18 protein-coding genes and 4 tRNA genes are annotated in these 17,404 nt (G+C 73.2%); 13 read left to right on the top strand and 9 right to left on the bottom strand.

Annotation, left to right across the window (positions count from 1 at the left end; all coding sequences use genetic code 11):
- Nucleotides 1-428 precede the first annotated feature (428 nt).
- Genes mshC through QYS60_RS11995 form a run of 5 tightly spaced genes read right to left on the bottom strand, consistent with a single transcriptional unit; the run spans nucleotide 429 to nucleotide 4,747 of the window.
- Entirely contained in the window at nucleotides 429-1,670 is a 1,242-nt protein-coding gene (gene mshC / locus QYS60_RS12015) for a cysteine--1-D-myo-inosityl 2-amino-2-deoxy-alpha-D-glucopyranoside ligase (protein ID WP_371383261.1), read from the bottom strand.
- 51 nt (nucleotides 1,671-1,721) lie between these two features.
- Nucleotides 1,722-2,534 carry an SCO1664 family protein gene (locus QYS60_RS12010; RefSeq protein WP_371383260.1) on the bottom strand — a complete coding sequence of 271 codons (813 nt, stop codon included), beginning with the start codon at nucleotides 2,532-2,534 and terminating at the stop codon, nucleotides 1,722-1,724.
- Nucleotides 2,535-2,538: 4 nt separating this feature from the next.
- Nucleotides 2,539-3,123 (bottom strand): DUF3090 domain-containing protein, encoded by a 585-nt coding sequence (locus tag QYS60_RS12005; protein ID WP_003934901.1) that lies wholly within the window; start codon nucleotides 3,121-3,123, stop codon nucleotides 2,539-2,541.
- 42 nt (nucleotides 3,124-3,165) lie between these two features.
- On the bottom strand, nucleotides 3,166-3,846 hold the full coding sequence (locus QYS60_RS12000; RefSeq protein WP_371383259.1) for a histidine phosphatase family protein: 681 nt from the start codon (nucleotides 3,844-3,846) through the stop codon (nucleotides 3,166-3,168).
- Nucleotides 3,847-3,901: 55 nt separating this feature from the next.
- Nucleotides 3,902-4,747: an undecaprenyl-diphosphate phosphatase gene (locus QYS60_RS11995; RefSeq protein ID WP_371383306.1), complete on the bottom strand. Its 846-nt coding sequence runs from the start codon at nucleotides 4,745-4,747 to the stop codon at nucleotides 3,902-3,904.
- 191 nt (nucleotides 4,748-4,938) lie between these two features.
- Between QYS60_RS11995 and QYS60_RS11990 the strand changes: the two genes are divergently transcribed.
- The 5 genes from QYS60_RS11990 to QYS60_RS11970 all read left to right on the top strand — a co-directional run bounded on the left by QYS60_RS11990 (nucleotide 4,939) and on the right by QYS60_RS11970 (nucleotide 9,615).
- On the top strand, nucleotides 4,939-5,877 hold the full coding sequence (locus QYS60_RS11990; RefSeq protein ID WP_010596487.1) for an aldo/keto reductase: 939 nt from the start codon (nucleotides 4,939-4,941) through the stop codon (nucleotides 5,875-5,877).
- Nucleotides 5,878-5,979: 102 nt separating this feature from the next.
- On the top strand, nucleotides 5,980-6,654 hold the full coding sequence (locus QYS60_RS11985) for a heme oxygenase (biliverdin-producing) (RefSeq protein WP_371383258.1): 675 nt from the start codon (nucleotides 5,980-5,982) through the stop codon (nucleotides 6,652-6,654).
- Nucleotides 6,651-7,658, top strand: coding sequence for a hemin ABC transporter substrate-binding protein (locus tag QYS60_RS11980; protein ID WP_371383257.1), 1,008 nt, complete (start codon nucleotides 6,651-6,653; stop codon nucleotides 7,656-7,658). The genes QYS60_RS11985 and QYS60_RS11980 overlap by 4 nt, the downstream gene beginning before the upstream one ends.
- Nucleotides 7,655-8,734 carry a FecCD family ABC transporter permease gene (locus QYS60_RS11975; RefSeq protein WP_371383256.1) on the top strand — a complete coding sequence of 360 codons (1,080 nt, stop codon included), beginning with the start codon at nucleotides 7,655-7,657 and terminating at the stop codon, nucleotides 8,732-8,734. The genes QYS60_RS11980 and QYS60_RS11975 overlap by 4 nt, the downstream gene beginning before the upstream one ends.
- Nucleotides 8,731-9,615, top strand: coding sequence for a heme ABC transporter ATP-binding protein (locus tag QYS60_RS11970; protein ID WP_371383255.1), 885 nt, complete (start codon nucleotides 8,731-8,733; stop codon nucleotides 9,613-9,615). The genes QYS60_RS11975 and QYS60_RS11970 overlap by 4 nt, the downstream gene beginning before the upstream one ends.
- Here the strand turns inward: QYS60_RS11970 and QYS60_RS11965 are convergent.
- Nucleotides 9,568-9,915, bottom strand: coding sequence for a hypothetical protein (locus QYS60_RS11965; protein WP_371383254.1), 348 nt, complete (start codon nucleotides 9,913-9,915; stop codon nucleotides 9,568-9,570). The genes QYS60_RS11970 and QYS60_RS11965 overlap by 48 nt on opposite strands.
- A 138-nt stretch (nucleotides 9,916-10,053) precedes the next feature.
- Here QYS60_RS11965 and QYS60_RS11960 point away from each other — a divergent pair, with 138 nt between their 5' ends.
- From QYS60_RS11960 to QYS60_RS11950, 3 genes are read left to right on the top strand one after another with little or no spacing between them, the layout of a single operon-like run.
- Nucleotides 10,054-11,064 (top strand): hypothetical protein, encoded by a 1,011-nt coding sequence (locus QYS60_RS11960; RefSeq protein ID WP_371383253.1) that lies wholly within the window; start codon nucleotides 10,054-10,056, stop codon nucleotides 11,062-11,064.
- Nucleotides 11,064-11,324 (top strand): DUF5703 family protein, encoded by a 261-nt coding sequence (locus QYS60_RS11955; RefSeq protein ID WP_017682199.1) that lies wholly within the window; start codon nucleotides 11,064-11,066, stop codon nucleotides 11,322-11,324. Before QYS60_RS11960 ends, QYS60_RS11955 begins: the two co-directional genes overlap by 1 nt.
- 41 nt (nucleotides 11,325-11,365) lie before the next feature.
- Complete coding sequence (locus QYS60_RS11950; protein ID WP_003934913.1) at nucleotides 11,366-12,436, top strand: quinone-dependent dihydroorotate dehydrogenase; 1,071 nt, start codon at nucleotides 11,366-11,368, stop codon at nucleotides 12,434-12,436.
- A gap of 107 nt (nucleotides 12,437-12,543) precedes the next feature.
- Here QYS60_RS11950 and QYS60_RS11945 read toward each other — a convergent pair whose 3' ends face one another.
- On the bottom strand, nucleotides 12,544-13,077 hold the full coding sequence (locus QYS60_RS11945) for a YbhB/YbcL family Raf kinase inhibitor-like protein (RefSeq protein WP_003934914.1): 534 nt from the start codon (nucleotides 13,075-13,077) through the stop codon (nucleotides 12,544-12,546).
- Nucleotides 13,078-13,106: 29 nt separating this feature from the next.
- Nucleotides 13,107-14,468, bottom strand: a complete 1,362-nt coding sequence (locus tag QYS60_RS11940; RefSeq protein ID WP_371383252.1) for a M20/M25/M40 family metallo-hydrolase — start codon at nucleotides 14,466-14,468, stop codon at nucleotides 13,107-13,109.
- A gap of 113 nt (nucleotides 14,469-14,581) precedes the next feature.
- Here QYS60_RS11940 and QYS60_RS11935 point away from each other — a divergent pair.
- The 4 genes from QYS60_RS11935 (at nucleotide 14,582) to QYS60_RS11920 (ending at nucleotide 15,489) form a co-directional block, all read left to right on the top strand.
- Nucleotides 14,582-14,667 (top strand) — tRNA-Leu (locus QYS60_RS11935).
- A 188-nt stretch (nucleotides 14,668-14,855) separates the two neighbouring features.
- Nucleotides 14,856-14,941 (top strand) — tRNA-Leu (locus QYS60_RS11930).
- A gap of 188 nt (nucleotides 14,942-15,129) precedes the next feature.
- Nucleotides 15,130-15,215, top strand: a tRNA-Leu gene (locus QYS60_RS11925).
- A 188-nt stretch (nucleotides 15,216-15,403) separates the two neighbouring features.
- Nucleotides 15,404-15,489: transfer RNA gene (locus tag QYS60_RS11920), tRNA-Leu, on the top strand.
- Between the two features lie 95 nt (nucleotides 15,490-15,584).
- Here QYS60_RS11920 and QYS60_RS11915 read toward each other — a convergent pair.
- Nucleotides 15,585-15,809 (bottom strand): hypothetical protein, encoded by a 225-nt coding sequence (locus QYS60_RS11915; protein WP_371383251.1) that lies wholly within the window; start codon nucleotides 15,807-15,809, stop codon nucleotides 15,585-15,587.
- A 147-nt stretch (nucleotides 15,810-15,956) separates the two neighbouring features.
- On the opposite strand from QYS60_RS11915, the gene QYS60_RS11910 reads away from it, so the two are divergent.
- Nucleotides 15,957-17,399, top strand: coding sequence for an SDR family NAD(P)-dependent oxidoreductase (locus QYS60_RS11910; protein WP_371383250.1), 1,443 nt, complete (start codon nucleotides 15,957-15,959; stop codon nucleotides 17,397-17,399).
- Nucleotides 17,400-17,404: the final 5 nt, after the last annotated feature.

Below are 17,404 nucleotides of genomic sequence, written 5' to 3'. Positions count from 1 at the left end.
GTCGGGCCCACCTACGGCAACTGCGACGAGTACGGCTGGCGCCCCGACGACGAACTCGACAGAGCAGTTCGCTGCCGTGCCGCCGCACCGAATTCGAGCGGCCGGAGCAGCGACTCGGAGTGCCGAGTGCTCGCAGGTGCGTCGAGTCTCACTCCACTCACGACCGCACTCACCGGACGGTGCGTGCGAGCAGGGCGTGACGCGGGCCAGTACCTGTTCGTCGTGGTCGGTCCGATGGATCCGGCGGGGCGTCGCCACGACGACTCGGGCATGCGGTTCGTCCGCGAGCCCTACCGCCAGGGGTCTTTTCGGCGAGTCCCGGTGGTGGCGCGGCGGAGAACTTCGGCCCGGAAACGGCGTTCCGCAGTGCACATCTCGTCGTTACGCCTCGGCGTGTCGCGACGAGATGTGCACACTCGAAAGGCGCTTCAGCGCAGCGGGATGCCGAGCAGGGCGTCGACGGCGTCCGCGAATACGGCGGGTGCCGAGGGGTCGTCGCCGCCGCGCTCGACCGCGAACTTCGCCCACGCATCCAGTGCGTCGAGGGCTTTGGGCGTGTCGAGGTCGTCGGCGAGGTGCTGGCGCAGCCGGGCGACGGTGTCGTCGACCGGAGCGGCGGACGGCAGGGCCGCGGCGTCGCGCCACCGGGCGAGGCGGGCCTGGGCGTCGGCGAGGACCTGGTCGGTCCAGGCCCGGTCGGTGCGGTAGTGCCCGGCGAGCAGACCCAGTCGGATGGCGGCGGGGTCGACGCCCTGGCCGCGGAGTTTGGAGACGAAGACGAGGTTGCCGCGGGACTTGGACATCTTCTCGCCGTCGAGGCCGATCATCCCGGTGTGCACGTAGTGCCGGGCGAAGCGGCGCTCGCCGGTGACGGCCTCGGCGTGGGCGGCGGAGAACTCGTGGTGCGGGAAGATCAGGTCGCTGCCGCCGCCCTGGACGTCGAAGCCGCTGCCGATCCGGTTGAGGGCGATCGCGGCGCATTCGATGTGCCAGCCGGGGCGGCCGTCGCCGAACGGGGACGGCCAGGCCGGTTCGCCGGGCCGCTGCGCGCGCCAGAGCAGCGCGTCGAGCGGGTCACGTTTGCCGGGGCGGTCGGGGTCGCCGCCGCGTTCGGCGAAGAAGTGTTCCATGGTGGCGCGGTCGTAGCCGGACTCGTAGCCGAACTGCTCGGTGGCGTCGGCGCGGAAGTACACGTCGGGGTACTCGGCGTCGTCGACGATGTAGGCGGCGCCGGAGGCGACGAGTTTCTCGACCAGTTCGACGACTTCACCGACGGATTCGACGGCGCCGATGTAGTCGCGGGGCGGCAGGACGCGCAGCGCCTCCATGTCCTCGCGGAACAGGGCGGTCTCGCGCATGCCGAGCACGATCCAGTCCTCGCCGTCGCGGGCGGCGCGTTCGAACAGCGGGTCGTCGACGTCGGTGACGTTCTGGACGTAGTGCACGTCGTGGCCGGCGTCGCGCCACACCCGGTGGACCAGGTCGAAGGCGAGGTAGGTGGCGGCGTGGCCGAGGTGGGTGGCGTCGTAGGGGGTGATGCCGCAGACGTACATCGTGGCCGTGCGACCCGGGGTGACGGGGCGGACCGCGCGGTCCGCGGTGTCGTAGAGCCGCAGCGGGGGGCCCTGGCCGGGGACGGACGGGAGCGCGATGTCGGACCATGACAGCATGCGCACGAGCCTAGTGGAGGGCGCAGAGCGCTCCGGACGGAGGCCGGGTCCTCAGAACGCCGGCCAGGGGATGCGCCGCTCGCCGACGGGGCGGGGCATGACGGGGCGGCGGAGCAGGGCGGCGATGCGGGCGCGCAGGGCGGCGACCTCGCGGTCGGTGATGTGGGTGCCCAGCTGCCGCCCGAGTTCGCCGTCGAGTTCGCGGGCGAGTTTGTCGAGGTCGACCAGGAGTGACGGGTCGATTGGGCTGCCGGCCCAGCCCCACAGCACGGTGCGCAGCTTGTTCTCCTGGTGCAGGCAGATGCCGTGGTCGACGCCGTACACGCCGCCGTCGACGCCTTCGAGGGCGTGCCCGCCCTTGCGGTCGGCGTTGTTGAGGACGACGTCGAGCACGGCCATGCGCTGCAGGCGCGGGTCGTCGGCGTGGACGAGGACGACGTCGGTGCCGTCGAGGTCGCGGGCACGCAGGACGGGCAGCCAGCCGGGGGGGACCGCGTCGATCGGGCACAGGTCGACCAGGTCGAGACGGCCGGTGGGGTCGGGCGGATCGGTGGGCTCGGGGGTGTCGATCCACTGCTGCACCATGCCGGTCCCGAAGGGTCCGTCGCGCAGCACGGTGGTGGGGATCACGCCCCAGCCGAGGGCTTCGGAGACGAGGTAGGAGGCGACTTCCCGGCCGGCGAGGGTGCCGTCGGGGAAGTCCCACAGGGGCCGTTCGCCGCGGACGGGTTTGTACACGCAGCGCACGATGGTCGCGCCGAGGGTGGCGTCGCACACGAGGGTGGCGTTGCTGGCGTGGACGACGCGGCCGACCACGGTGAGCTCGCCGTCCGTGAGCACGGTGCGGACGTCGGGGCTGCCCACCGGGTCAGGTCTCCTCGCCGAGCCAGGCGGCCGGGTCGAAGCCCTCGGTGCGCAGGTACCCGTTGGTGCGGACGCAGATGTGGCCGCCGCCGACCGGTTCGCCGCACAGCGGGCACGGGGTGCGGCCGGCGGCGACGACGAGTTCGGAGCGGGCGGCGAAGTCGCGGGCCTGCTGGGGGGTGAGGAAGACACGGACGGCGTCCGGGCCTTCCTCGGCGTCGTCGAGGACGACGGACTCGTCGACTTCGGTGTCGGTGACGGCGAGCAGTTCGACGACGACGTTGCCGCTGTCGGCGTCCCAGCCCAGCCCCATGGTCCCGACGCGGAACTCCGCGTCGATGGGGGTGACGAGCGGACTGATGTCGACATCCGGGTCCTCGGGCAGGTCGGTGCCGAAGCGGCGGTGCACCTCCTCGAGCAGCAGACCCATGCGGTCGGCGAGGATCTGCACCTGTTGCTTCTCGAGCATCACGCTCACCACCCGGGAGGCGTGCACGGCCTGCAGATAGAACACCCGGTCGCCGGGTTCACCGACGGTGCCGGCGACGAACCGGTCCGGGGTCCGGAAGACATGTATCGCGCGGGCCATCGCACCTCCTCGTTGTCGTATCCATCCGGTGTCGCTCCCCCATTATCCGCCGCGGGGGGCCACCTCCCCGCCGGGCACGGGCGCCGGTTGGGCGGGCGGTGCGAGCCCGGACAGGTCCGCGCCGGTGTCGTTGACGCGCAGCACGAACGGACGGGTCTCGGTGTAGCGGACGACGCTCAGGGATGCGGGCTCGGCGACGATGCGCTGGAAGCCGTCGAGGTGCGTGCCGAGCGCGTCGGCGAGGACGGACTTGATGACGTCGCCGTGGGTGCAGGCGATCCAGACGACGTCACCGCCGTGGGCGGCGGCGAGACGGCTGTCGTGTTCGCGGACGGCGGTGACGGCGCGGGCCTGGACCTGCGCGAGGCCTTCGCCGTCGGGGAACACGGCGGCCGAGGCGTGCTGCTGGACCACCTTCCACAGCGGTTCCTGCAGGAGTTCGCCGAGTTCGCGGCCGGTCCACTGCCCGTAGTCCACCTCGACGAGGCGGTCGTCGACGAGGGGGGTCAGGCCGCGGTCGGCGGCGAGGGGGGTCACCGTCTGGTGGCAGCGCAGCAGCGGCGAGTGCACGATCTCGGCGATGGTGAGGCCGGCGAGCCGCGCGACGAGGCCCTTGGCCTGGATGTGGCCGACCTCGTCGAGTTCGACGCCGGGGGTGCGTCCGGCGAGGACCCGGGCGGTGTTCGCCGTCGAGCGCCCGTGCCGCAGCAGGATGACCGTCATGAAGCCAGCCTAATGGGCCGGGCGCCCGACGAGCGGGCCCGGCGGGGTCCCGGCCTCAGGTGGCCGAGATGGTGCCGGTGGCGAGCAGGGCCAGGACGAGGGTGCCGAGGGCGATGCGGTAGCCGACGAACCAGTACATCGAGTGGTCGACGACGAATTTGAGCAGCCAGGCGATGGAGGCGTAGCCGACGGCGAACGCGACGGCGGTGGCGACGAGCAGCTGGGCGCCGGAGGCGCTGAGGCCCTCCCCGGCGGGTTCGAACGCGTCCGGGAGGCTGAACAGGCCGGAGGCGACGACGGCGGGGATGGCGAGCAGGAACGAGTACCGGGCGGCGGCCTCGCGGGTCAGGCCGAGAAACAGGCCGGCGCTGATAGTGCCGCCGGAGCGGGACACGCCGGGGATCAGGGCGAGGGCCTGCGCGGAGCCCATGACGATGCCGTCGCGGAGGGTGAGTTCGTCGAGCTTGCGGGTCTTGCGGCCGTAGCGTTCGGCGGCGGCGATGACCAGGGCGAACACGATGAGCATGGTGGCGATGAGCCACAGGTTGCGGGCGCCGGTGCGGATCTGGTCCTTGAACAGGAAGCCGAGGACGCCGACGGGGATGGTGCCGACGATCACGTACCAGCCCATACGGTAGTCGAGGTCGCTGCGGTGTTCGCGGTGGGCGAGGCCACGGAACCAGGCGGCGACGATCCGGACGATGTCCTTGCCGAAGAAGACCAGGACGGCCGCCTCGGTGCCGAGCTGGGTGACGGCGGTGAAGGAGGCGCCGGCGTCGGTGCCGAAGAAGATCTCCGAGACGATCCGCAGGTGGCCGGAGGACGAGATCGGCAGGAACTCGGTCAGGCCCTGCACGAGGCCGAGGACGAGCGCCTGCAGCCAGGTCATGGATTCGCCGATCACGCGGTGCCCTCCGGGTGCTCGTGGGGACGGTCGCCGGGGGTGGGGTCGATTTTCACCTGGGCGAGGGTACGCGGCGCGGCGGAACGGTTTTCGCGGCCTCACGGCACTAGGGTGCTGGGTCAGGGGCGGCGGTCGCGGTGACGGCGGCTCGACCCCGTCGGTCGGATCGTGACGAGGCGCGGGCGGATATGGAACACAGAACGGTGGGTGCGAGCGGGCTGCGGGTCTCGCGGCTCGGCCTGGGCACCCTGAGCTGGGGACGCGGCACGGACGGGGACGAGGCGGCGGCGCAGCTGTCGGCGTTCGTCGACGCCGGTGGCACCCTGGTCGACACCTCCCCCGCCTACGGTGACGGGGTGGCGCAGCGGATCCTGGCGGAGCTGCTCGACGACGTGGTGCCGCGCGATCAGCTGGTCGTGTCGGGCAGCTCGGGCATCGACACCTCGAAGGTCGGGGCGGGGCGGGTGGACTGTTCCCGTGCGGGTCTGCTCACGCAGCTGGACCGCACGCTGCGGGACCTGGGCACCGACCATCTCGATCTGTGGCAGGTGGCGACGTGGGATCCACGGACGCCGGTCGACGAGGTGGCGGCGGCGCTGGAGTTCGCGGTGACCAGCGGCCGGGCCCGGTACGTGGGGGTGCGCGGGTACCTGGGGTGGCAGCTGGCGACGGCCGCGTCGGTGGCGACGCGGCACGCACCGCTGGTGGGAACGCAGGTGGAGTATTCGCTGCTCGCGCGCGGGGTCGAGGAGGAGCTGATCCCGGCGGCCCTGCACCACGGGGTGGGGGTGTTCGCGGCGGTGCCGCTCGCGGGCGGGGTGTTGACGGGCAAGTACCGCGACGGCATCCCGGCGGACTCGCGGGGCGCCGACGACCTGCACACCGAGGAGGTGCGCAGCTATCTGACCGAGCCGGCGGCGCGGGTGGTCGAGGCGGTGGCGACGGCCGCGGACGGACTGGGGACCTCCCCGCTGGCGGTGGCGTTGGCGTGGGTGCGGGACCGGACGGGAGTGGCGTCGACGGTGGTGGGTGCGCGGGATCTGGCGCAGCTGACCGGGGTGCTGGTGACGGAGGAACTGGAGTTGCCGGCGGCGATCGCGGCGGCGCTCGACGACGTCAGTGCGTGACGTCGGGCCCCCGGGCCCGCGACCCCGCCACGAAGTTAGGTTAGCCTGTGGTCGAGGTCGGTGCACCGGCACCGGACGGCGGGCACGAGGAGGGACCGGTCGATGACCGCGATCGAGGCCGCGGGGTTCGCGGAACGGCTCCGCCGGGAGACCGCGCAGGCGCACAGCGACACCGAGAACGCGCAGTTCGTCACCGAACTGCTGGCCGGCCGGCTCACCCGGCAGGGGTATGCGGCGCTGCTCGCGCAGTCGTGGTTCGTCTACGAGACGCTCGAACGGGTCGGCCGCTCGCACGCGGGTGACCCGATCGCCGGGCCGTTCCTGGACGACGCGTTGCTGCGCACTCCGGCGCTCGAGGCGGATCTGACGTTCCTGCTCGGCCCGCGGTGGCGGGAGACGATCGCGCCGCTGCCCGCGACCGAGCGGTACGTCGCGCGGCTCGAGCAGGTGGCCGCGGTGCGCCCGGAGGTGTTCCTGGCGCACCACTACCTGCGGTATCTGGGGGATCTGTCGGGTGGGCAGATCATCCGGCGCCTGCTCGAGCGCGCGTACGGGCTGGACCGGGACGGGTTGCGGTTCTACATCTTCGACGACATTCCCCACCCCAAGCCGTTCAAGGACGCCTACCGGGCGAAGCTGGACGCGGCGCCGCTCGACGAGGGCCGGCGGCGCACGGTGATCGACGAGGCGAACCTGGTGTTCGGGCTCAACGCCGACCTGTTCGCCGACCTGGCCGCCGAACTGGACCGGTACCGCACGACCGCCGCCCTGCCATGACGCGACGCGGCAGCTACGCGTTCCTCGCCGCGGTACTCGCGCTCGCCGCGGCGCTCGCCGGGTGTTCGACCGCCCCGACCGGGGGCGGGACCGGGGCGCGCACCGCCGTGGTGGGCGATCCGAATCCGCGGCCGATCGCGCAGGCTCCCGTGCCGGCGCTGCCGGTGACGGTCCGCGGCGTCGACGGGGTCGAGGTCACCGTCACCGACGCCTCCCGCATCGTGACGGCCGACCGGTCGGGCACCCTTGCCCAGACCGTGTTCGCGCTCGGTCTCGGGGACCGGCTGGTGGGACGGTCGACGGCGAGCTTCCCCGCCGTCGAGCAGGTGCCCAACGTCACCCCCGGCGGGCACGGGCTCTCGACGGAAGCGATCTTGGCGCTGGCCCCGACGGTGGTGCTCACCGACACGTCGGTCGGGCCGCTCGCGGTGCAGGAACAGTTGCGGGCCACCGGGGTGCCCGTGGTGTTCGTCGACCCGCGCCGCACCCTGGCCACCGTGGGCGAGCAGATCCGCTTCGTCGCCCGGGCGCTCGGTGTGCCCGCGGCGGGTGAGGCCCTCGCGCAACGCACCGGCGACGAGATCGCCGCGGCCCGCGCGGCCGTGCCGGACGACGGTGCGCCCCCGACGGTGGCGTTCCTGTACCTGCGTGGATCGGCGATCAAGATGCTCGGCGGTCCCGGGTCGGGCGCGGACGCGCTCGTCGAGGCGCTGGGGGGCCGCGATGCGGGCACGGTCGCCGGCCTGACGTCCGAGTTCACCCCGATCACCAGCGAGGCGATGATCGCCGCCGCCCCGGACGTGATCTTGATCATGACGGAGAGCCTGGCCTCCGTGGGCGGGCCGGAGGGTCTCGCCCGGCTGCCCGGCGTCGCCCAGACCCCGGCCGGGCGCGACGGCAACATCGTCGACATGGCCGACTCGGTGCTGCTGAGCTTCGGCCCGGACACCGGCCGGGTGCTCGCCGCGCTCGCCGCGGCGCTCTACCCGGCCGCGCCGGCATGAGCGCCGTCGACTCCCCCGCCCCCGTCCGGCTGCCCGCCGCCCACCGCGGCCGCACCGCGGCGGTGGTCGCCGGCCTGACGGTCGCGCTGGTGGTGCTGGCGGTGCTCTCGGCGTGCCTCGGGCAGGTGCCCACCTCGCCGGCCGAGGTGGTCGGCAGCGTGCTGCACCGCCTCGGGCTCGACCTCGGGCCGCTGCCGGCCCATCCGGCCGGCGAGGTCACCCTGTGGGAGGTGCGGTTCCCGCGGGTGGTGCTCGCCGTCCTGGTGGGGGCGTCGCTGGGCTGCGCGGGCGCCCTGCTGCAGGGCGTGTTCGCCAATCCGCTCGCCGAGCCCGGGGTGATCGGGGTGTCCGCCGGGGCCGCCGTCGGCGCGTGCGCGGCGATCGTGCTGGGCGGGGCGTTCACCGCCGGGTGGGCGCTGGCGGGCGCCGCGTTCGTCACCGGGCTGCTGACCACGACCCTGGTGTACGTGCTGTCGCGGTCCGAGGGCCGCACCGAGGTGGTCACGGTCATCCTCACCGGGGTGGCGGTCAACGCGTTCGCCGGCGGGCTGATCGCCCTGTTCACGTTCGTCGCCACCCCCGCCGCGCGCGACCAGATCGTGTTCTGGCAGCTCGGCAGCCTGGGTGGGGCCACGTGGGAGGTCGTGTCGGTGGTCGCGCCGCTCGCGCTCGGCGGCGTCGTCGCCGCCGTCGTGCTCGCCCCGAAGCTGGACCTGCTCTCCCTCGGCGAGCACGTCGCGCGCCACCTCGGGGTCGACGTCGAGCGGGTGCGGCAGGCCGCGATCGTCGTCGTCGCCGTCCTGGTGTGCTCCGGGGTGGCGTTCACCGGCATCATCTTGTTCGTCGGGCTCGTGGTGCCGCACCTGGTGCGGATCGCGCTCGGGCCCGCGCACCGCGTGCTGATCCCGGCCGCCGCGTTGTGCGGCGCGGTGGTGCTGCTCGCCGCGGACCTCGGCGCCCGCACCCTGGTGCCGAACGCGGACCTGCCGCTGGGCATGCTGACCTCGCTGGTCGGTGGCCCGGTGTTCTTCTGGATGCTGCGCCGCACCCGGGCACGCCAGGGCGGCTGGGCGTGACGCCGCGGCCGTGGCCGGACCGGCAGGTGCCCACCCGCGCCGGGCAGGGCGCGGTGACGCTGCGCGCCGAGCAGGTGGCCGTCCGCCGCGGTGACCGCGTCGTCCTCGACGGCGTCGACCTCGAGGTGCGGGTCGGGGAGGTGCTCGCGCTCGTCGGACCCAACGGCGCCGGCAAGTCCACCCTGCTGGCCGCGCTCGCCGGCGATCAACCCGTCGCCGCGGGTGCGGTGACGGTCGGCGACCGCCCGCTGGCCGAGTTCTCGGCCGCCGCCCTGGCGCGACGACGGGCGGTGCTGCCGCAGCAGCACGCGGTGGGGTTCGCCTTCACCGCACTGCAGGTGGTGCGGATGGGCCGGGCGGCCTGGGCGCGCACCGAACGCAGCCGGGACGACGAGGCGACGGTGGCCGCGGCGCTGACCGAGGCGGACGTCACGCACCTGGCGCACCGGCCGTTCCCGGCCCTGTCCGGCGGCGAGCGGGCCCGGGTGGCGCTGGCGCGGGTGCTGGCGCAGGACACCCAGACGCTGCTGCTCGACGAGCCCACCGCGGCCCTGGATCTGGGTCATCAGGAGACGGTGATGCAGGTGGTGCGCCGCCGCGCCGACGCCGGCACGGCCGTGGTGGTGGTGCTGCACGATCTGAATCTGGCCGCGGCGTACGCGGACCGGGTCTGCGTGCTCGCCGCGGGCCGCGTCGCCGCCGACGGCCCGCCCGCGCAGGTGCTGACCGGGGAGCTGCTCACCCGCGTGTACGACTACCCGGTACAGGTCCACCGACATCCCGAGACCGGCGCGCCGCTGGTGCTGCCGCTGCGGGCCGGCGACGCGGCCGCGTCACCGGCCGGGCAGCCATCCGAGCAGGCGGTCGAACCACGTCGGTGACCGGCACGGCCGGGCGCGGGCAACGGTGTCCCGCACCGCCGCCGCCACGCTGCGTTCGTCGCCGAGGTCGATCTCGGCGACCGACGCCCGGGCCCGGGCGATCACGTCCGCGGCGGTGGGCACGGTGGACGCGCCCGCGGGCCGGTACACCTCCACCCGCAACGTGGCGCGGCGCACCCGGAACGAGAACGGCCGGCCCTCCTCGGTGCGACCGAACCCGTGCGCGTGCACACCCGGGCTGAGGTATTCGACGACGAAGCCGTCGGCGGGCCGGTCCGCGGAACCGGTGGGCCAGGTCACATCGGCCTCCTGGCGGGGGTGAGGGTGGACGAGGCGGCTGCGGCGCCGCCGCGGCGATCAGGAACACTGGGGGTCGGGTGCGCCGCCGGCGACGGTGCCGCACGCCACCGACCCCGGGCGACAACGAGGAGCGAGACGATGGGCAGACCGGCAGCACGTGCGACCGCCGCGGCGGTGGGGTTCGCGTTGGCGCTGGTCACCGGGTGTTCCTCCTCGAGCAGCGGCGACAGTCTGCCCACCATCGACCCGGCGACACCGGCCGTGGCGCCGGAGCCGGCCGTCCCGCCGGCGGGAACGGTGCAGGCGCTCGGCCGCGCTGTCGATGCCCTCGCCGTCGATCCTGGCACGAGTACGGTCGCCGCGCTCGCCGGCGACGGGTCGCGGCTGCTGCTGCTCGCGGCCGCCGACCCGGCGGCAGCGCCCCGCGAGGTCGCCCTGCCCGCCGCGGCGGCGACCGTGCTTCCCGGTGCCGACGGGGAGGTCCTCGCCCCCGGTCCCGGCGTCGTCGCCCGGGTGGATGTGCGGTCGGGCACCGTCACGGAGGTGCCGGTCGACGGACAGGCCCGCTCGGCGGCCGTGCTGGCGGACGGGCGTCTGGCCGTGGGCACCGCGGACGGCGTCACCCTTCTCGTCGACCCGGCGTCGGGTGCGACGCAGACCGTTCCCGGCCTGGCCTCGGTCGACGCGCTCGCCGCCGTGGGCTCGGAGCTGGCGGCGCTGGACCGTCGCCAGACGTCGCTGACCGAGGTCGATGTCGCCGACGGTGATCTCGGCCTGGCGTTGCGGGCCGGGGAGGGTGCCACGCAGCTGGCCACCGACCCGTTCGGCCGGGTCCTGGTCACCGACACCCGGGGTGGGGAGCTGCACGTGTACACGCTCGATCCGCTGGTGCTGCGCCAGCGGTATCCGGTGCCGAACGGCCCGTACGGCGTCGCCTACGACAGCGCGAACGACCTCGTGTGGGTCACTTCGACCGGGAGCAACGAGGTCGTCGGCTACGATCTGTCGACCGGGATTCCGCAGGAGCGAGGCCGGTACGCGACGGTGCGGCAACCGAACTCGGTGGTGGTCGACACCGCCGGCGCCGTCCTGGTGATCGGATCCGGGACCGGGGACGGGCTGCAGAGGATCCCGATCGGGGGTGTGTGATGGCAGGTCCACGCGATGTGGGCGGCCGGTGGACGCGGATGCCGGTGGGCTGGGACACCAGCAACGACGAGTACGACTACGTGCCGCTGCGGCTGCCGCGGGACGTCTCGCGGGTCAGCGCGTCGCTGCGCCTGGCCATCCAGGCCGAGTTCCACGGGTGGGAGCTGACGCGGGTGCGGCTGTATCCCGACGGCAGTCGCCGGGTGCTGCTGCGCCGCCGCAAGACCGGCCACCACGTGCCCGAACCCACCGTTCGTTGACGCCGACCCCGGGCGCCGCCCGGGCCAGCAGGGAGTGTTCCGTGTATCGCTTGTTCCTTCGACTGCTGTTCCTGCTGCCGCCGGAGCGGATCCACCACCTCGCGTTCACGGCGATGCGGCTCGCGACCCGGGTCCCGCCGCTGCGGGCGCTGATCGCCAAGGTCCTCGTCGTCGACGATCCGGTGCTGCGCAACACGGTGTTCGGGGTGACGTTCCCGGCCCCGCTCGGTCTCGCGGCGGGCTTCGACAAGGACGCGGCCGGGGTGAACGCCTGGGGCCCCCTGGGCTTCGGGTTCGCCGAGATCGGCACCGTCACCGCCCAGGCGCAGCCCGGCAACCCGGCGCCCCGGCTGTTCCGCCTGCCCGCGGACCGGGCGCTGATCAACCGGATGGGCTTCAACAACCACGGCGCCGGGGAGGCCGCGAACCGGCTGCGCACCCGGGTGCACACCGTCCCGATCGGCGCGAACATCGGGAAGACCAAGGTGGTCGCGCCGGCGGACGCGGCCGAGGACTACACCGCGAGCGCCCGGCTGCTCGGCCCGCTCGCCGACTTCGTCGTCGTCAACGTCTCGTCCCCCAACACCCCCGGGCTGCGCGACCTGCAGGCGGTCGAGTCGCTGCGGCCGCTGCTCGCGGCGGTGCTGGACACCGTGCACGTGCCGGTGCTGGTGAAGATCGCCCCCGACCTGTCCGACGAGGACATCGACGCGGTCGCCGACCTCGCCGTCGAACTCGGGCTGGCGGGCATCGTCGCCACCAACACCACCGTCCGGCGGGACGGGTTGCGCACCGATCCCGCCCTCGTCGCGGAGATCGGCGCCGGCGGGCTGTCCGGTCCCCCGGTCGCGCAGCGCTCCCTCGAGGTCCTGCGCCGGCTGCACGCGCGGGTCGGGGACCGGCTGGTGCTGATCTCGGTCGGCGGCATCGAGACCGCCGAGCAGGCCTGGGAGCGGATCCTCGCGGGCGCGTCGCTGGTGCAGGGCTACACCGGTTTCATCTACGGCGGACCGTTCTGGGCGCGCCGCATCCACAAGGGCCTCGCCCGGAAGGTGCGGGCAGCCGGGTTCGCGTCGATCGGCGACGCGGTGGGCGCGGGCGTCCGCGTCTGATCCGCCGCGCCCGGAGCGGCGGGCCGGCACACACCGCCGGACAGGCACACCCGTCCGGCGGTGTGTGCCTGTCCGTTTCCGGCGCGGAGGCGATCCGCCGAACGGGTCTACTGCTCGAACGTGCCGTGCAGCGTCGCGCGCGCGATCGCGTGCGAGAACACGTTGAATCCGAGGAACGCCGGGGTCGAGTCGGCGCCGACCCCGTCGAGGGTGTCCACGTCGAGAGCGTGCACGGCCACGATGTAGCGGTGCGGGCCGTGCCCCTGCGGCGGGGCCGCGCCGAGGAAGCGATGCAGGCCGCCGTCGTTCTTCAGGGTGACCGCGCCCTCGGGCAGCCCGGAGCCGGTGTCGTCGCCGGCTCCCGCGGGCAGCGAGGTCACCGAGGCCGGGATGTTCGCCACCGCCCAGTGCCAGAACCCGGACGCGGTCGGCGCGTCGGGGTCGAACATCGTGACGACGAAGCTCTTGGTCTCGGGGGGAAAGCCCGACCACGACAGCTGCGGGGAGACGTCCTGCCCGCCGGGCACCCCGAAGATCCCGCTGGCCTGTTCCGGCTTCAGCGGGCGACCGTCGGTGATGTCCTCGCTGGTGAGATCGAAGGTGGGCAGGTCGGGCAGCGGCGCATACGGGTCGTGGGCCATACCGGTCCTTTCTCTGGGTGCTGGTGTGCTCAGGCGTGCAGCAGGAAGTGTTCCATGACACGGGTGCCGAAGCGCAGCGCGTCGACCGGGACACGCTCGTCCACCCCGTGGAACAGCGCGGCGAAGTCCAGTTCCGGGGGCAGCTGCAGCGGGGCGAACCCGAAGCAGCGGATGCCGAGCTTGGCGAAGGCCTTCGCGTCGGTGCCGCCGGAGAGCATGTAGGGCACGGTCCGCCCGAGGGGGTCGTGGGCCAGGATGGCCGCGTTCATCGCCTCGACGAGGTCACCGTCGAACGTGGTCTCGTACGAGTCGAGGTCGGTGATCCATTCGCGGGTGACGTCCGGGCCGATCAGGTCGTCGACGGTGCGTTCGAACTCGGCGCGCCGGCCGGGCAGGATGCGGCAGTCGACGACGGCCTGCGCCGTCTGGGGAATGACGTTGGCCTTGTACCCGGCGTCGAGCATCGTCGGGTTGGCGGTGTCGCGCAGGGTGGCGCCGACGATGCGGGCGATGGACCCGAGTTTGGCGAGGGTGCCGTCGAGGTCCGGCGAGGCCGGATCGAAGTCGAGTCCGGTCTCCTCGGCGACGGCGGCGAGGAACTCGGCGACCGATTCGGTCAGCACGAGCGGGAAGGTGTGCGTGCCGAGGCGGGCGACGGCCTGGGCGAGGACGGTGACGGCGTTGTCCTCGTGCAGGAACGAGCCGTGGCCCGCGCGGCCCTTGGCGGTCAGCCGCATCCAGCCGAGGCCCTTCTCGGCGGTCTCGACGAGGTAGAGGCGGCGTTCGCCGCCGTCGCGGCGCGGCACGGTCAGGGAGAACCCGCCGACCTCGCCGACGGCTTCGGTGATGCCGTCGAACAGGTCGGGGCGGTGCCGCACGAGCCAGTGGCTGCCGTAGGTGCCGCCGGCCTCCTCGTCGGCGAGGAACGCGAAGACCAGGTCGCGGGGCGGCACGATGTTCTCGGCCTTGAAGCGGCGGGCGACGGCCAGCATCATCCCGACCATGTCCTTCATGTCGACCGCGCCGCGCCCCCACACGTAGCCGTTCTCGACGGCCCCGGAGAACGGGTGCACGCTCCAGTCCGCCGGTTCGGCGGGCACCACGTCGAGGTGCCCGTGCAGCAGCAGCGCACCCCGGGACGGGTCGGCACCCGGCAGGCGGGCGAACACGTTGCCGCGGCCGGGAGCGCCGGATTCGACGTACTCGGTGGTGTAGCCGGCCTCCTCGAGCCGTGCCGCCACCCACATCGCGCAGTCCCGTTCACCGCGGGTGGTGGCCAGGTCTCCGGTGTTGGAGGTGTCGAAGCGGATCAGCTGCGACACCAGGTCGACGACTTCGGCCTCGGCGCGGGATCCGCCGGCCGGCTGGGCGGGATTCGATGTTGTGGACACGGTCCCCTGTCTACCATCGATCTCGGCAAACCCGCAGGTGGGCGGGGCGATTTGGGCGCCGCGACGTGGTGGGTTACTCTTTCACAGCGCCCACGGACGTGGGAGCGGAGCAGGTCCGAGTGGCGGAATGGCAGACGCGCTAGCTTGAGGTGCTAGTGTCCTATTAACGGACGTGGGGGTTCAAGTCCCCCCTCGGACACTCTGAGTTGAGACAGACGGCGAAGGCCCCGAACCGAGCAGGTTCGGGGCCTTCGCCGTTGCCGCGCCGGGCGCCGCCGGATCGTCGCCGCGTCCCGGAGCCGGCCGAGCCGTCGACCAGCGGATTGGGACGGTGCGCCCGGGTAGGTTACGCTGAAACGGCACCCGCGGAGCGGGGAGCATCAGCATGTCCGAGTGGCGGAATGGCAGACGCGCTAGCTTGAGGTGCTAGTGTCCTATTAACGGACGTGGGGGTTCAAGTCCCCCCTCGGACACTCTGAGTTGAGACAGACGGCGAAGGCCCCGAACCGAGCAGGTTCGGGGCCTTCGCCGTTGCCGCGCCGGGCGCCGCCGGATCGTCGCCGCGTCCCGGAGCCGGCCGAGCCGTCGACCAGCGGATTGGGACGGTGCGCCCGGGTAGGTTACGCTGAAACGGCACCCGCGGAGCGGGGAGCATCAGCATGTCCGAGTGGCGGAATGGCAGACGCGCTAGCTTGAGGTGCTAGTGTCCTATTAACGGACGTGGGGGTTCAAGTCCCCCCTCGGACACTCTGAGTTGAGACAGACGGCGAAGGCCCCGAACCGAGCAGGTTCGGGGCCTTCGCCGTTGCCGCGCCGGGCGCCGCCGGATCGTCGCCGCGTCCCGGAGCCGGCCGAGCCGTCGACCAGCGGATTGGGACGGTGCGCCCGGGTAGGTTACGCTGAAACGGCACCCGCGGAGCGGGGAGCATCAGCATGTCCGAGTGGCGGAATGGCAGACGCGCTAGCTTGAGGTGCTAGTGTCCTATTAACGGACGTGGGGGTTCAAGTCCCCCCTCGGACACTCCGAGTCGAGACAGCCGGCGAAGGCCCCGAATCGAGCAGGTTCGGGGCCTTCGCCGTCCACGGGGCGGCGCTTCGCCGCCCGCGGCGGGTGGCTCAGCCGATCCGGCCGCGGCGGAAGTACGTGATCGGGCCGATCCAGTTCACCGCGATGGTCGCGGCCCATTTCGCCTTGCTGCCCGCGACCCGATCCGCGGGGCGCCGCGCCAGATCGATCCATGCCGTCGCGGCGAGCGAGAGCTGCACAGCGGCGAGGGTGAGCACGAGCGTCTGCTGCGCCGGGGTCAGGTCGCGGAACTTCCGGCGGCGCCGTGCGGTCATCGTCGTCTCCTTGGGTCGAGGATTGCTTGCACCCCGAGCCTGCCAGGTTCGCGGCGTCGCGGGCAGAGCCACAGGTCCCACGAGGTCGCCCGGCGTCACCCGCCCGATACCATCGGTCCGTACCGCCCCCCCACGACGAACAGGCCCATGACTTCGCACACCGACGCGTCGGGTATCGACCCGGCCGACCTCGCCACCTGCCTCCGCGTCCTGTCCCTCGTGGGTGAGCTCGACGCCGACCACCCGGATTCGGTGACGGTGCAGCGCGCCGTGGGGCACATGTTCAAGAAGCTCAAGCGGGCGCGCCGCAACGAGACCCGCCGGGCCAAGGTCGCCGCGGACCGGCAGGTGCTCGCGACGACAGCGACCGGCTCCCCCACCCGCATCGACGACGAGACCGCCGGGATCGCGTTGAGCTCGAACGCGCCGGGTGCGAGCGCGGGCACCCTGATCCGGCCGCGGGCCTGCTACGTGTGCAAGGACAAGTACACCCGCGTCGATGCGTTCTACCACCAGCTGTGCCCGCGCTGCGCCGCGGAGAACCACGCGAAGCGGGACGCCCGTACCGATCTGACGGGGCGGCGTGCGTTGCTCACCGGCGGCCGCGCCAAGATCGGCATGTACATCGCGTTGCGGCTGCTGCGCGACGGTGCCCACCTGACGATCACGACCCGCTTCCCGAACGACGCGATCCGCCGCTTCGCCGCCATGGAGGACAGCGCCGACTGGCTGCACCGCCTGCGGATCGTCGGCATCGACCTGCGCGACCCCGCCCAGGTCGTGGCCCTGGCCGACGACGTGGCCGCGCAGGGTCCGCTCGACATCCTCGTCAACAACGCCGCCCAGACCGTGCGCCGCTCCCCCGGCGCGTACTCCGCCCTCGCCGAGGCCGAGTCCGGTCCCCTGCCGGCCGGCCCGCGGCCGGAGGTGCTCACCTTCGGTAAACCCTCGGACGCGCACCCGGCCGCGCTGGCCGGGTCGCTGCCGGCGCAACTGACCGCCGAATCGCTCACCTCGCTCGCGCTGGTGGCCGGGTCGGCCACGCCCGACCGGATCGCCGCCGGTGTCGCGGTCGACGCCGGGGGGCTGCTGCCCGATCTGGTGCACACCAACAGCTGGGTGCAGACCGTCGGCGAGGTCGAGCCGCTGGAACTGCTCGAGGTGCAGCTGTGCAATTCCGTGGCGCCGTTCATCCTGGTCAACCGGCTGCGGCCGGCGCTGGCGTCCTCCCCCGCCCGCCGCACGTACGTGGTGAACGTCTCGGCGATGGAAGGGCAGTTCGCCGGGCGCCGGTACAAGGGGGCCGGGCATCCGCATACCAACATGGCCAAGGCCGCGCTGAACATGCTCACCCGCACCAGCGCCGAGGACCTGCGCGCCGACGGGATCCTCATGACCGCCGTCGACACCGGCTGGATCACCGACGAACGGCCCCACCACACCAAGCTGCGCCTGGCCGAGGAGGGGTTCCACGCCCCGCTCGACCTCGTCGACGGCGCGGCCCGCGTGTACGACCCGATCGTGCAGGGCGAGGCCGGGGTGGACCTGTACGGCTGCTTCCTCAAGGACTACCGCCCGGCGCCGTGGTGAGCGGG

It is taken from the genome of Rhodococcus sp. GXMU-t2271 (assembly GCF_041414735.1).
Taxonomy (GTDB): domain Bacteria; phylum Actinomycetota; class Actinomycetes; order Mycobacteriales; family Mycobacteriaceae; genus Rhodococcus; species Rhodococcus indonesiensis.
The sequence above is the reverse complement of the archived record's forward strand: the minus strand, read 5'-3'. Positions and strand labels throughout refer to the sequence as shown.